12 protein-coding genes are annotated in these 12,421 nt (G+C 71.5%); 5 read left to right on the forward strand and 7 right to left on the reverse strand.

Annotated elements, in window-relative coordinates:
• Positions 1-30: 30 nt before the first annotated feature.
• Both QT196_RS23455 and QT196_RS23460 read right to left on the reverse strand, forming a co-directional pair.
• Entirely contained in the window at positions 31-810 is a 780-nt protein-coding gene (locus QT196_RS23455) for a pentapeptide repeat-containing protein (RefSeq protein ID WP_290355600.1), read from the reverse strand.
• Positions 811-860: 50 nt separating this feature from the next.
• Positions 861-1,934: an ABC transporter permease gene (locus tag QT196_RS23460; RefSeq protein WP_290355601.1), complete on the reverse strand. Its 1,074-nt coding sequence runs from the start codon at positions 1,932-1,934 to the stop codon at positions 861-863.
• Between the two features lie 126 nt (positions 1,935-2,060).
• On the opposite strand from QT196_RS23460, the gene QT196_RS23465 reads away from it, so the two are divergent.
• Positions 2,061-2,549, forward strand: coding sequence for a MarR family transcriptional regulator (locus QT196_RS23465; RefSeq protein WP_290355602.1), 489 nt, complete (start codon positions 2,061-2,063; stop codon positions 2,547-2,549).
• Positions 2,550-2,761: 212 nt separating this feature from the next.
• Here QT196_RS23465 and QT196_RS23470 read toward each other — a convergent pair whose 3' ends face one another.
• The gene (locus QT196_RS23470; protein ID WP_168480870.1) at positions 2,762-3,769 is read right to left on the reverse strand and encodes an aldo/keto reductase; all 1,008 of its coding nucleotides are present in this window, start codon (positions 3,767-3,769) and stop codon (positions 2,762-2,764) included.
• Between the two features lie 188 nt (positions 3,770-3,957).
• On the opposite strand from QT196_RS23470, the gene QT196_RS23475 reads away from it, so the two are divergent.
• Positions 3,958-4,821, forward strand: a complete 864-nt coding sequence (locus QT196_RS23475; protein ID WP_168480871.1) for a helix-turn-helix transcriptional regulator — start codon at positions 3,958-3,960, stop codon at positions 4,819-4,821.
• Between the two features lie 38 nt (positions 4,822-4,859).
• On the opposite strand, the gene QT196_RS23480 is transcribed toward QT196_RS23475, so the two are convergent.
• Positions 4,860-5,696, reverse strand: a complete 837-nt coding sequence (locus QT196_RS23480; protein WP_290355603.1) for a class I SAM-dependent methyltransferase — start codon at positions 5,694-5,696, stop codon at positions 4,860-4,862.
• A gap of 273 nt (positions 5,697-5,969) precedes the next feature.
• Between QT196_RS23480 and mshA the strand changes: the two genes are divergently transcribed.
• The gene (mshA, locus tag QT196_RS23485; RefSeq protein WP_168480872.1) at positions 5,970-7,340 is read left to right on the forward strand and encodes a D-inositol-3-phosphate glycosyltransferase; all 1,371 of its coding nucleotides are present in this window, start codon (positions 5,970-5,972) and stop codon (positions 7,338-7,340) included.
• On the forward strand, positions 7,333-7,893 hold the full coding sequence (locus QT196_RS23490) for a YbjN domain-containing protein (protein ID WP_248001280.1): 561 nt from the start codon (positions 7,333-7,335) through the stop codon (positions 7,891-7,893). Before mshA ends, QT196_RS23490 begins: the two co-directional genes overlap by 8 nt.
• Positions 7,894-7,976: 83 nt before the next feature.
• On the opposite strand, the gene QT196_RS23495 is transcribed toward QT196_RS23490, so the two are convergent.
• Entirely contained in the window at positions 7,977-9,389 is a 1,413-nt protein-coding gene (locus QT196_RS23495) for an MFS transporter (RefSeq protein ID WP_290355605.1), read from the reverse strand.
• A gap of 256 nt (positions 9,390-9,645) precedes the next feature.
• Here QT196_RS23495 and QT196_RS23500 point away from each other — a divergent pair, with 256 nt between their 5' ends.
• Positions 9,646-10,407 (forward strand): phosphoglyceromutase, encoded by a 762-nt coding sequence (locus QT196_RS23500; protein ID WP_168480874.1) that lies wholly within the window; start codon positions 9,646-9,648, stop codon positions 10,405-10,407.
• A 78-nt stretch (positions 10,408-10,485) separates the two neighbouring features.
• On the opposite strand, the gene QT196_RS23505 is transcribed toward QT196_RS23500, so the two are convergent.
• Positions 10,486-11,721 carry a tyrosine-type recombinase/integrase gene (locus QT196_RS23505; RefSeq protein ID WP_290355606.1) on the reverse strand — a complete coding sequence of 412 codons (1,236 nt, stop codon included), beginning with the start codon at positions 11,719-11,721 and terminating at the stop codon, positions 10,486-10,488.
• 76 nt (positions 11,722-11,797) lie between these two features.
• Complete coding sequence (locus QT196_RS23510) at positions 11,798-12,043, reverse strand: helix-turn-helix domain-containing protein (protein ID WP_290355607.1); 246 nt, start codon at positions 12,041-12,043, stop codon at positions 11,798-11,800.
• Between the last annotated feature and the right edge of the window lie 378 nt (positions 12,044-12,421).

The raw sequence follows: 12,421 nt of genomic DNA on the forward strand, positions 1-12,421 counted from the left end.
GGGTGATCTGCGCTGCCCTTCCACCGGGGATCAGCCGAGGACGTTCAGGCCGAGGGCGTCGCAAATTTGGGCGGCTTGGTCTGGGGAGATGACTGCGCCGCGGAACTGTGCGGCGATGGCGATGGTGAGTTCGCCGAGGTCGGCGCCGCGCAGATCGGCGCCGGTGAAGTTGGCGGCCCGTAGGTTGGCTTCGGCGAGGCGGCAGTCTTCGAGGGTGGCGTCGCGGAAGTCGGCACCGCCGAGGTCGGCTTCGGTGAAGCGGATGCCGACGAGGTGGGCGCCGCGCAGGCTCAGGCCGTTGAGGTTGGCGACGGCCAGGTTGCAGCGGGCGAGTTGGAGGCCCAGGCCGCGGTGGCCGGTGAGGCGGGCCCCGATCATGCGGCAGCCGGTGAAGGTGGCGTCGGCGAGCAGGGCGCCGCCCCACTTGGTGTTGGCCAGGTCGGCGCTGTCGCAGGTGAGGTCGCCGCAGTCGGCGTCGGTGAATTTGGCGCCGGCGGCGCTGCCGCCCTGCCAGCGGGCCTGGTCGAGCAGGGCGCCGGTGAAGTCGGCCGCCGCTGCGGAGCAGTCGGTGAAGACGGCTCCGGCGAGGTGGGCACCGCGCAGGTTGGCCTCGGTGAAGACGCAGCGCGTAAACGTCCGGGGACGCGGATCGCGACGCAGTACCGAGCGCAGGTCCAGTCCGGTGAAGTCGACATCGGCCAGGTCGGTTCGGGTGGCGAGCAGCGTCAGTGGGTCTCCCGGCGGGCCGGTCGGACCGGCCGGGTCGGTGTCGTGGCCGTGATGGGGAAACGGGAGCGGCACGTCGGTCACGGATGAGGCCTCTCTCTGGGGTGCTGGGGTGGGTGTGTGCCGGAGCGCGATCAGTGGGAGAGGGCGGGTTCGGCGGCGGTCTGGCGGGGCAGGGCGGCGGTGTCGTTGCGGCGACCGGCGCGGCGGGCCTTGAGGGCGTCGTAGGCGAGGGTCAGGGCGAGGCCGGCGGCGGCCCACAGGGCGAGGGTGATCCAGTAGCGGCCGATGCCGTCGCTGTCGAAGTACATGATCTGGCGCAGGCTGCCGGAGGTGGAGGTCATCGGCAGCAGGTCGTGCAGGGCGCGGATCGGGGCGGGCATGGTCTCGATGGGCAGGGCCGCTCCAGAGGCGGGCATGCCCAGGAACATGAAGATCCCGACGGCGGGCAGTGCGGTCATGCGCCCGCAGAAGCGGGACAGGAACACGGTGGCCAGGCCGACGGCCACCACGGTGAGCCAGCCGGTGACGAGGATGGCGGGGGCCGTGCCGTGTACGGCACCCAGGAGCGGTCCGGTGATGAGCCAGACGGTGAGCGCGGAGACGGCGCCGAAGGCGGCAAGGGCGGCCACGGTGCGCCGCCGGGTGAGCGCGGTGCCGAATGCGGTGGAGAGCATGACTGCCGAGAGGTAGCCCGCCAGGGTGAAGCCGATGGCGGCGTACATGGTGCTGGTGTCGCTGGTGTCATCGGGGCTGAGCGGGGCCAGGTCGCGGACCTGGAGGAACTGGTGCTGCTGGACGGCGGCGTTCGTGAACGGCACGGCGGCCAGGGGCACTTGGGCGGCACCGGCGGCTGAGGCAACGTAGAGCACGGGGCCGTCCGGGTGCGGCGGTTGGGCGAAGGCCTTGCTCGGCGCGCCCGTGTCGCGGTCACCGGGCGAAGGCGTGGGGACGTAGGCGGCCGCCACGGCCCGCTGCACGACCAGCTGCCGGGCCCGTTCGGCCGAGGTGACGGTGCTGATGTCGTACGCGTCGCCCAGGTCCCGGCGCAGGGAAGCGGTCAGTGGCTCGGTCTGCGCCGGCGCTCCGGCGACCGCGACCTTCAGGTGGTGCGGGGCCGGAGCGTGCATCGCGGCGGTGTAGATGCCGACCAGCAGGACGGCCATCGCGAACGGGAACAGCAGCACCCGGGCTATCGGCCGGACCATGTTTCCTCCTCGGCATGTGGTGGCGCTGTCAGGGCTGCGCCTGTGCGGATTCATCACCCAAGATACATCTCCTGAGATGCATTACTTCAGATGTATCATCGAGGATGTTCCTGAAGGAGGATGTGCGTGACGCCGCCGACCAGTCCCATGAACCTCGCTGAGCTGCACCAACTCGCCAGACGCCTCACGGCTGCCGCGACCGCGGCGATGAAGGACACCTCCGACCTGGGGCCGACCGAGCTGCTGGTCCTGGAATGCCTGTACCTCGCCGGTCCGCAGCCGGTGGGAGCCATCGCCCAGCGCACCGGCTTCGCCCAGAGCAGGGTGTCCACGGTGGTGGCAGCCCTGCACAAGCGGGGCCTGGTCGAGCTGGGAGCCGACCCGGCCGACCGGCGCCGCACCGTCGCCAAGATCGCCGAGCAGGCCGGCGCACAGGCCAGGGAAGCCCGGAACAGGGACGCCGAACCGGCTCTGCGGCAGATGCTGCCCACACTGCCCGACGCGGAAGCCGACGCGGTGATCGTGGCACTGAAAACGCTCAGCAGAGCCTTGGGCGAGGCACCGTCGGACAACTCCAGCGGTACCGGCCTCCCCTCGGCCGGCAGCCCAGGGTGACAGCGCCGCACACCGCACCGGTGCTGGGTCCGTCCGGCCTGCCGACCAGCCACGCGGTGCAACGGACCGCGAGATGACGGCAGCGCCGTCCGCCGGTCCCGAGAACCTGTGTCTGCTGTGCTGCCGGGGTGACAGCACCGCGCCGTCTGGGCGGCCTCTTCGTCAGGGGCGTTGCGCTGACGGCCGCCGCCGAGCGGGGCGCTCCGTCACGGTCACCGCCTCCGCAGCGAGGCATCCGCGACCGCCGGCGGCAGGTAGTAGGCGTCGGCCCGGTTGAGGTCGGTGCCCGGGGGGACGATGGCGTCGATGCGGTCCAGGACGTCCGCGCCGAGGGTCACCTCCGAGCCTTCCAGCATGCTGTCGAGCTGGTCGAGGGTGCGCGGGCCGATGATCACGGAGGTCACGGCCGGGTGGGAGCGGACGAAGGCGGTGGCCAGATGGGGCAGGGGCAGGCCCGCCTCCTCCGCGACCTCGGACAGGGCGTGGACCGCCTCGGCCTTCCGGGCGTTCCCGGGGATGGAGAGGTCGAACTTCTGGCTCTCCAGACCGGCCCGTGAACTGGCCGAGAGGTCGCGGCCGGACAGCCAGCCGGCGCTGAGCGGGCCCCAGGTCAGCACGCCCATGCCGTAGCGCTGCGCGGTCGGCAGCACCGCGTTCTCCACCCCGCGGGCCAGCATCGAGTACGGCGGCTGCTCGGTGCGGAAGCGGAGGTGGCCGCGGCGCTCGGCGGTCCACTGGGCCTCGACGATCTGCTCGGCGGGGAAGGTCGAGGAGCCGATCGCCCGCACCTTCCCGGCGCGGACGAGGTCGGAGAGCGCGGAGAGCGTCTCGTCGATATCGGTCGTCGGGTCGGGGCGGTGCATCTGGTAGAGGTCGATGTAGTCGGTGCCCAGACGGCGCAGGCTGTCCTCCACCGCCCGCACGATCCAACGCCGGGAGCTGCCGCCGTGGTTGGCGTCCGGGCCCATGGAGCTGACGGCCTTCGTGGCCAGGACGACGTCCTCGCGACGGCCCTTGAGCGCCTTGCCGACGATCTCCTCGGACTCGCCGGCGGCGTACACATCCGCGGTGTCCACGAAGTTGATCCCGGCGTCCAGCGCACGGTGCACGATCCGTACGCAGTCGTCGTGATCGGTGTTGCCCCAGCCGCCGAGCATCATCGCGCCGAGCGCGTACTCGCTGACCGAGATGCCGGTGCCGCCGAGGATCCTGCGCTGCATGAGGTGCTCCTTCTGCGAGTTCTCAGGGGTTGTCGAAGGGCTTCTCCGGGGCGTGCCGGAGTGCGCCTCCGGGGCGCCCCGGAGGCGTCCGGGCACCACATTGCTGTCCGTACCGGGAGCGGACCAGGCCCGTCACAACCTGGGACGGCGGGAACCACCCAACCGGCCGTGCGCCGCATACTGGACCGATGCTGTACGCGGAAATCGAGATCAGCTCGTTCCTCAAGGCGCGCCGCGCCGCGCTCGACCCGGCCGACCTGGGCCTGCCCGGTGGCGTGAACCGGCGCCGGGTGCGCGGGCTGCGGCGCGAGGAGGTCGCCCAGCTCGCCGGCATCAGCGTCGACTACTACACCCGGATCGAGCAGGGCCGGGCGCCCGCCATCTCCGACTCCGTCCTGGATGCCATCGCGCGGGCGCTGCGGTTGTCCGGCGGCGAGGTGACCTATCTGCGCAATATCGCCGTACCCCGGCGCTTCGGAGCGGAATGCGCGCCCTGCCCCGCGCCCCGGCAGACCGTACGCCCCGAGATCCAGCAGGTCCTGGACGCGATGGCGGACACCGTCCCGGCCATGGTCGTCGGCCGCGGGCTGGACATCCTGGCCTGGAACACGCTGGGCGGCCGGATCGCCTTCGACCTGGAGGCGCTCGCCCCGGACCGGCGGAACGCCGCCCTGCTGGTCTTCCTCGACCCGGCGGCCCGCGCCCTGCACCCGGAGTGGGAGGACAAGGCCGTGGAGGTGGTCGGCAATCTGCGCGCCGACAGCGGTCGGCACCCCGACGACCCCCGGATCTGCGAGGTGGTCAATGAACTCCTCGCCCACAGCCCGGACTTCCGGCGGATCTGGGAGACGCAGTCGGTGCACGAGTGCCTGCGCGGCACCAAGCGGATTCTGCATCCCCAGGTGGGCGAGCTCGTCGTCACCTTCGAGAGCTTCCGGCTGGGCACCGACCCGGACCAGGCGCTGGTGACGTACACGGCCCCGGGCGGCTCGGAGACGGAGCGGCGCATCCGGGAGCTGGGGAAGCTCGGCGACCCGCTGCTGACCGCGTAAGGCGCGGCCGCGCTCACCCCCTAGGTGCGCGGCCCCGGTCACCCCCTAGGGGCCAGGGCCTCCCACCGCACGGTGACCTCTCCCTGGCGGCGGCGCCGCGGGTCGCCGGTCAGCGGCCAGTCCGTGGCCAGCGCCGCCACGGCCGCCCGCCAGCGCTGGCGGGCGCCCAGCGCGCCGAGCGGGGCGGCGGTGGCCCAGGCGCGGTCGAAGTCCCGCAGGAAGGCATGGACCGGCTCGCCCGGCACATTTCGGTGGATCAGCGCCTTCGGAAGGCGTTCGGCCAGGTCAGAGGGGGTTTGCAGGGCGCTGAGGCGGGCCGCGAAGGTCACCGTGCGCGGCCCCTCGGGGCCCAGCGCCACCCAGACGTGCCGCCGCCCGATCTCGTCGCAGGTGCCCTCGACCAGCAGCCCGCCGGGCGCCAGCCGTGCGCACAGCCGCCGCCACACGGCGGCCACCTCGTCCTCGCCGTACTGCCGCAGCACATTCGCGGCCCGGATGAGGACCGGCGCCCGCGTCCGCTGACCCGGCAGCGGCACCTCGAAGCCACCGTGGAGGAAGTCCAGCCCCGGCCGCTCATAGGTCCGCGCGGCCGCCACCCGCGCCGGGTCGATCTCGATGCCGACGACCCGGGCGTCCGGCCGGACCGTCCGCAGCCGGCCCAGCAGCTCCACCGCGGTCCAGGGCGCGGCCCCGTAGCCGAGGTCGACGGCGACGGGGTCGGCGGCGCGGCGCAGCACGGCGCCGTGTTCCGCGGCGATCCAGCGGTCCATACGGCGCAGCCGGTTGGGGTTGGTGGTCCCGCGAGTGGCGTTGCCGACGGGGCGGGACGGTGCGCTCGCCGGGGCGGCGGCGGGGACGGAGGGGCGGCGGGCCATGGCATCGAGAGTATGGGGTGGCCGCGGGTGCACCGTCCGCGGAGGCCCGCCGGGACCGGCCGAGGGCCTACGGGGGCGCCACCTGACCGCTCCGGGCCCGTCGGCTCCCGCCCAGGCCCCCCGGCGCCCAGGCCCACCGGGCTCCCGCCCGCCCCACTCGGTCACGCTTTGGCAAAGTACGCGGAGCGCGTGCCGAACGGAAATGGATGGCCGCGGTCAGTTGTTGGACGGGGTCGGAGGCGCGCCGCCGCCCCGCCTAGGAGGTAGCTCGACGTGAGCCAATACGTGTCCCGGCTCCGCAGTCGTCCCCATGGCCAGTTCCCGGGCCAGGCCCGGCTGCGGCTGCCCGGCAGCCCCCGCCGTCCGCGGCGGGTGGCGATGCTCAGCGTCCACACCTCCCCGCTGCATCAGCCCGGCACCGGCGACGCCGGCGGCATGAATGTCTACATCGTCGAGCTGGCCAGGAAGCTCGCCTCGATCAACATCGAGGTGGAGATCTTCACCCGCGCCACCACCGGCACCCTCCCGCCCGCCGTCGAGCTCGCCCCCGGCGTCCTCGTACGGCATGTGGACGCCGGCCCGTACGAGGGCCTGGCGAAGGAGGAGCTGCCCGCGCAGCTGTGCGCCTTCACCCATGGCGTGATGCAGGCCTGGGCCGGCCACCGCCCCGGCTACTACGACCTGGTGCACTCCCACTACTGGCTCTCCGGCCACGTCGGCTGGCTGGCCGGCGAGCGCTGGGGCGTCCCGCTCGTGCACGCCATGCACACCATGGCCAAGGTCAAGAACGCCGCGCTGGCCGTGGGCGACACCCCCGAGCCGGCAGCCCGGGTCATCGGCGAGACCCAGATCGTCCGGGCCGCGGACCGGCTGATAGCCAACACCGCCGAGGAGGCGGACGAGCTCGCCCGGCATTACGAGGCCGAGCCCGGCAAGATCGCGGTGGTGCACCCCGGCGTCAACCTCGACCGCTTCCGGCCCACCGGCGACGACGTCGCCGAGAGCCGGGCCGCCGCCCGCGCCCGCCTCGGCCTGCCGCAGGACGCGATCATTCCGCTCTTCGCCGGCCGAATACAGCCGCTGAAGGCCCCTGACATCCTGCTGCGTGCGGCCGCCGCCCTGCTGGACGGGGACCCCTCGCTGCGCTCCCGTCTGGTGGTGCCCGTGGTCGGCGGGCCCAGTGGCAGCGGTCTGGCCAAGCCCGAGGGCCTCCAGAAGCTGGCTGCCCGGCTCGGCATCGCGGATCTGGTCCAGTTCCGTCCGCCGGTCGGCCAGGAACAGCTCGCCGACTGGTACCGCGCTGCCTCCGTGCTGGTCATGCCCTCGTACAGCGAATCGTTCGGACTGGTCGCCATCGAGGCCCAGGCCTGTGGCACCCCGGTCATCGCGGCCGCGGTCGGCGGACTGCCGGTGGCGGTGCGCGACGGCGTCAGCGGCTTCCTCGTCGCCGGTCATGACCCCGCCGACTACGCCCGCGCGCTCGCCCGCTTCGTCGCGGACCCGGCCCTGCCCACCCGGATGGGCACCGACGCGGCCCGGCACGCCCAGTCCTTCGGCTGGGACACCGCCGCCGCCGCGACCGGTGAGGTCTACTCCGCCGCCATGCAGGAACACCGCCGTCACCTACGATCGCTCCATGGGTGACACGGGCGAGGAGCACGGCGTGAGCAGGACGACGGGGCAGGCCGGGCCGGCCGTGCCCCAAGGTGCGACCGCGCACGACGTGGTCGAGCAGACGCTGAACGACGCCGGCCTCGACTGGGAATCCCCCTCCGCCGGCACCTACGTCATCAAGCTCCCCGGCACCCGCAAGCTCTCCACGACCTGCTCGCTGATCGTCGGCCGGCACTCCCTCTCCATCAACGCCTTCGTCGTCCGCCGCCCCGACGAGAACCACGAGGCCGTGCACCGCTGGCTCCTCGAACGCAACACCCGCCTCTACGGCGTCGGTTACGCGATCGACAAGCTCGGCGACATCTACCTCGTGGGCAAGCTCCCGCTGGCCGCCGTCACCCCCGACGAACTCGACCGCATCCTCGGCACCGTCCTGGAGAACGCCGACGGCAGCTTCAACACCCTGCTGGAGATGGGCTTCGCCACGGCAATCCGCAAGGAGTACGCCTGGCGGGTCTCCCGCGGCGAATCCACCCGCAACCTCGACGCCTTCGCGCATCTGACGCAGCGTCCTTCGGCGTAGCCGTACGAGGAACGAGGAAGGGGCCGGGCGGGGGAGCGGCGCGGGCCTCGCGGCCACGCCACCTCCCGGGCCACCCGCCCCCATCACCCCACCGGCTCGCCCGCCCCCACCGACGTCCCGGCCTCCCGCTCCCGCACGGAAGGTCGCGGCACCGACTCCGACGACTCCCGCGTGCCCACAGCCGACTGCCCCGCGGCGGGCTGCCCCACAGCAGACTGACCCGCCGCCACCTTCCCCGCCCCGCCCTCCTGCTCCGGCAGGCCCCGGAGCAGGAGCCCGTACCCCACCGCCGCCACCGTGCCCACGGCCGCGCAGCCGGCCCACAGGACATCCGCCCCGTACTGGTCGATCACCACACCGCCGACCAGCGGGGCCGCCAGGGAGGCGACGGACCAGGACAGGGAGTACATGCCCTGGTAGCGGCCGCGGCCGTGCAGCGGGGACAGCCGTACCACCAGCCCCATCTGGGTGGGGGAGTTGATGATCTCGCCGAGGGTCCAGACGGTGACGGCGACCGCGTACATGGCGACCGAACCGGCCAGCGCCGTCAGCCCGAAGCCGTAGCCGGCCAGCAGGGCGGAGCCGATGAGCAGCATGGCCGGGCTGCGGTGCTCGATGAAGCGCGTGACCGGGATCTGAAGGAGTACGACGAGGACGCCGTTGACCGCGATGACCATGCCGAACTCGGTGCTGGAGAAGCCGTCCTGACCCATCGACACCGGCATCGAGACATAGGCCTGCTGGAAGAGCAGCGCGAGCAGCAGGTTGAGACCGACGACAGTCATGAACCGGCCGTCGCGCAGGACGGTCAGCATGGAGACCGGTGCGGGGGCCGGCCCGGTGCCCTCGTCGTCCGGACCGTCGTAAGCGCTCTGGGCGGGCCGCGATTCCGGAAGCTTCCAGAAGACCACCAGCGCACAGGCCAGCACGAGCGTGGCCTCGCCCACGAAGAGGGCCAAGTAGCCGTGCTCGGCGATGAGTCCGGCGGCGGTGGAGGAGATGGCGAAGCCGAGGTTGATCGCCCAGTAGTTCAGCGCGAAGGCACGGACGCGGTCCCCGGGGGCGACGATGTCCGCCATCATCGCCTGGACGGCGGGGCGGGAGGCGTTGCTCGCCATTCCGACCAGGCCCGCCACCACCGCGATGGCGACCGGGTCCGTCATGAAGCCGAGCAGCAAGACGGACGCCGCCGTCGACAGCTGCGCGATCAGCATGGTGGGCCGCCGGCCGAGCCGGTCGGTCATCACCCCGGCGCCTACGGACGAGATCACGCCGCCCAGGCCGTGCAGCGCCGCCACCAGTCCCGCGTACGAGGCCGAGTAGCCGCGCTCGACGGTGAGATAGAGGGCGAGGAAGGTGGCGACGAAGGCGCCCAGCCGGTTGATCAAGGTGCTGGTCCACAGCCACCAGAACTGCGGGGGGAGGCCGGAGACGCTCTCCACGGCGGCCCGTCGGAAACCGGACCGCCTGGTGGAGCCAGGCGTGGATGCGGACATGACATTTCCCCCGTCGAAATGGTGAAGCGGTGCGTGGCGGAGCTGCGGGCGGCTGCGGCCGCGGCGGGCGCCGGAAGCGCGGGCGCGGACACGGAAGGGGCGGCGACTGGTGTAAGTGGTGAGTGCGGCATCCGCACCCTACTGATCGCCCGGCTCGACCCGCCACTCAATTGACGGGAAACGTCAAACGTCGTCGGAGATCCCAGCTCCTGGACCCGCGCAGGGCCTGGTCCGGACGTCGATTACGCTCGACGCCATGGCCGACGCACCGTACAAGCTGATCCTCCTCCGCCACGGCGAGAGCGAGTGGAACGCGAAGAACCTGTTCACCGGCTGGGTGGACGTCAATCTCAATGAGAAGGGCGAGAAGGAGGCAGTCCGCGGCGGAGAGCTGCTCAAGGACGCCGGCCTGCTCCCCGACGTAGTGCACACCTCCCTCCAGAAGCGCGCCATCCGCACCGCGCAGCTCGCCCTGGAGTCCGCCGACCGGCACTGGATCCCCGTCCACCGCAGCTGGCGGCTGAACGAGCGCCACTACGGTGCGCTCCAGGGCAAGGACAAGGCGCAGACGCTGGCCGAGTTCGGCGAGGAGCAGTTCATGCTCTGGCGCCGCTCGTACGACACCCCGCCGCCCGCCCTGGAGGACGGCGCCGAGTTCTCCCAGTCGGGCGACCCGCGCTACGCGTCGATCCCGCCGGAGCTGCGCCCGAAGACCGAGTGCCTCAAGGACGTCGTCGTCCGCATGCTGCCGTACTGGTACGACGGCATCGTCCCGGACCTCCTCGCCGGCCGCACGGTCCTGGTCGCCGCCCACGGCAACAGCCTCCGCGCCCTGGTCAAGCACCTCGACGGCATCTCCGACGAGAACATCGCCGGCCTGAACATCCCCACCGGCATCCCGCTCGCCTACGAGCTGGACGCCGACTTCCGCCCCCTCAAGCCCGGCGGCACCTACCTCGACCCGGAGGCCGCCAAGGCCGCCATCGAGGCAGTGAAGAACCAGGGCAAGAAGAAGTAAGAATCGCGATCACGCCCCCGACCTGCACTTATGGTGCCGGTCGGGGGCGTTTTCACGGCCTGGGCCCACTGCGGGCCCTCAGCCCCCCGAGCCTTGCGGCCGGAGCGCCAGCCCGAGAGCCTTCCGGGCGCGGTCCCGGCTACTCGGCATGAGGTGTGCGTACACCTTCAGCGTCAGCCCTGGGTCGGAGTGCCCGAGGTACTCGCTGACGGCCTTGATGCTCTCCCCGGCGTCCAGGAGAACGGACGCGTAGAAGTGCCGCAGGGCGTGCATGCCGTGCTCCCGCGCGGCTTCGTGCTCACGGCTCTTCGCCTTGGGGATGACGCCCACCTTGGCCAGTGCGGGCTTCCAGTGGTCCTCGTTCAGTGACGTACGCCACACGTGCCCCCCGCGCGGTCCGCTGAAGATCAGGTGCTTGGTCACGGGCTGGCCGTTCGCCCGCATCCACGGCAGCGTGACTTCGACGGGCGGGAAGCGCTCGATGTGCTCCTTCAGTGCCTCTGCCACAGGATCGGGCAGAGGCACGTCACGGAGCTTGCCGCCCTTTGGGGGCGCGAATACGGGCTTGCTCAGGCTCAGCTTGAGTTGCTGCACCACGTGCAGGGTGTTGGTGTCGAAGTCCAGCTCATCGACGCACAGCCCGAGGACCTCGCCCTGACGCAGGCCGCAGCCGGCGCCCATGTCGACCATGGTGCGGAAGCGTTCGACCATGGCGGCCCGCACAGCGAAGACCCGTTCCGGCTGCCACGGGACGACACGGCGCATGCCCATCTCGGGGAGCGTCACCGTGCGCGAGTTGCAGGGGTTCCGGCGTAGGTAGCCGTCCTCCACGGCCGCGGAGAGGATGGCCCGGACGTTCGAGAAGATCACACGGGCGTACGCGCCGGACATGCCGGACGCTTCGAGCTGCGTCACGAACTCGCGAATGTGGCTTGGCTGGAACGACCCGAGCGGACGTGACCCGATGCGGGGGAAGGCGTGCAGCCTGAGTTGAGACTGCATCGACGCTCGGGTGTTCGGGTCTCCGCTCTGGCTCGCAAGCCATCCCTCCGCGAACTCCTGAAAGGACGTCCGGGACGCGTTCGGGTCGATGTAGTCGCCGCGAGCCACGTCCGCAGCCATCTTGCTCAGCCACTGCTCGGCGAGGCGCTTCTGTCCGTCGGCGAACGACTTGCTTTTGCGCTTGCCGTCGGGTGCGAAGTAGCGAGCCCTGTAGCGCAGGCCGGTGCCGTGGCGCTCGGTCTTGACGCGGACGGTCTTGCCGTTGGCGTCGGTCTCGGTCCTGAACCAACGGTCTTGAATGCTTCCTGCCATCAGAGGCGGAGTCCTTTCCCAGCATGGAGCAGGGGTGGCCGTTCAGCGGCCACCCCTGACGGCGTGTGAGGTCGCGTCAGGCCGCGACGCGGTCGACGTTCTTGAGCTGAGTGACGTAGGCCCCCACTTCGGCGGGGTCGTAGCGAACGTGCTTACCGACGCGGAAGCCGGGCGGACCGGTGCGTTTCCTGCGCCACTGGTAGACGGTTTCGAGGGGGACGCCGAAGATCTCGGCGACGTCGTTGGGGGTGAGGTACCGATCGGGCAGACCGCCGCGGAGGGTGGCGCAGGGGTCGGGTTGAGCGGAACGAGTTCGGCTCATGGGGTCCTCAGAGGTTGAGTTCACGTTGGCTTCGGGGTTCTCGGGACTTCGCGTGTGTCCGAGGTGCGGATTTCTGCGTCATTGCGTCATCAGCGTCATTCAGGCTTCTGACCTGCGGTTTCGTGTGACGCAGCGGCCAGGGGGTGCGTCATCGGCGCGTCATGGGCTGCGTCATTGAATGACGCAGATGACGCAGGATGACGCAGAGTCCGCCGTCTGCGTCATGGCTTTCGTCGCAGGTCAGGGGCCGTTTTCCGGCTGGCATGACGCAGATGACGCAGCGTCTCTCCTCTTAGGACAAAAGAGGGGGTGGTGTCTGTTGTGGTGCGGTGCGCCTTACAGCGTGAAGAAGGAGCCGCTGCGCGGCGCGACCATCGG

The organism is Streptomyces sp. P9-2B-2, assembly GCF_030406865.1.
GTDB classification, from domain to species: Bacteria; Actinomycetota; Actinomycetes; order Streptomycetales; family Streptomycetaceae; genus Streptomyces; species Streptomyces platensis.

Excerpts from the sequence above, each read along its gene's own strand:
- QT196_RS23500 (WP_168480874.1), top strand. The coding sequence starts at position 9,646 with ATGGCCGACGCACCGTACAAGCTGATCCTCCTCCGCCACGGCGAGAGC.
- QT196_RS23495 (WP_290355605.1), bottom strand. The coding sequence starts at position 9,389 with ATGTCCGCATCCACGCCTGGCTCCACCAGGCGGTCCGGTTTCCGACGG.
- QT196_RS23490 (WP_248001280.1), top strand. The coding sequence starts at position 7,333 with ATGGGTGACACGGGCGAGGAGCACGGCGTGAGCAGGACGACGGGGCAG.
- QT196_RS23470 (WP_168480870.1), bottom strand. The coding sequence starts at position 3,769 with ATGCAGCGCAGGATCCTCGGCGGCACCGGCATCTCGGTCAGCGAGTAC.
- QT196_RS23510 (WP_290355607.1), bottom strand. The coding sequence starts at position 12,043 with ATGAGCCGAACTCGTTCCGCTCAACCCGACCCCTGCGCCACCCTCCGC.
- QT196_RS23475 (WP_168480871.1), top strand. The coding sequence starts at position 3,958 with ATGCTGTACGCGGAAATCGAGATCAGCTCGTTCCTCAAGGCGCGCCGC.
- QT196_RS23460 (WP_290355601.1), bottom strand. The coding sequence starts at position 1,934 with ATGGTCCGGCCGATAGCCCGGGTGCTGCTGTTCCCGTTCGCGATGGCC.
- QT196_RS23505 (WP_290355606.1), bottom strand. The coding sequence starts at position 11,721 with ATGGCAGGAAGCATTCAAGACCGTTGGTTCAGGACCGAGACCGACGCC.
- QT196_RS23480 (WP_290355603.1), bottom strand. The coding sequence starts at position 5,696 with ATGGCCCGCCGCCCCTCCGTCCCCGCCGCCGCCCCGGCGAGCGCACCG.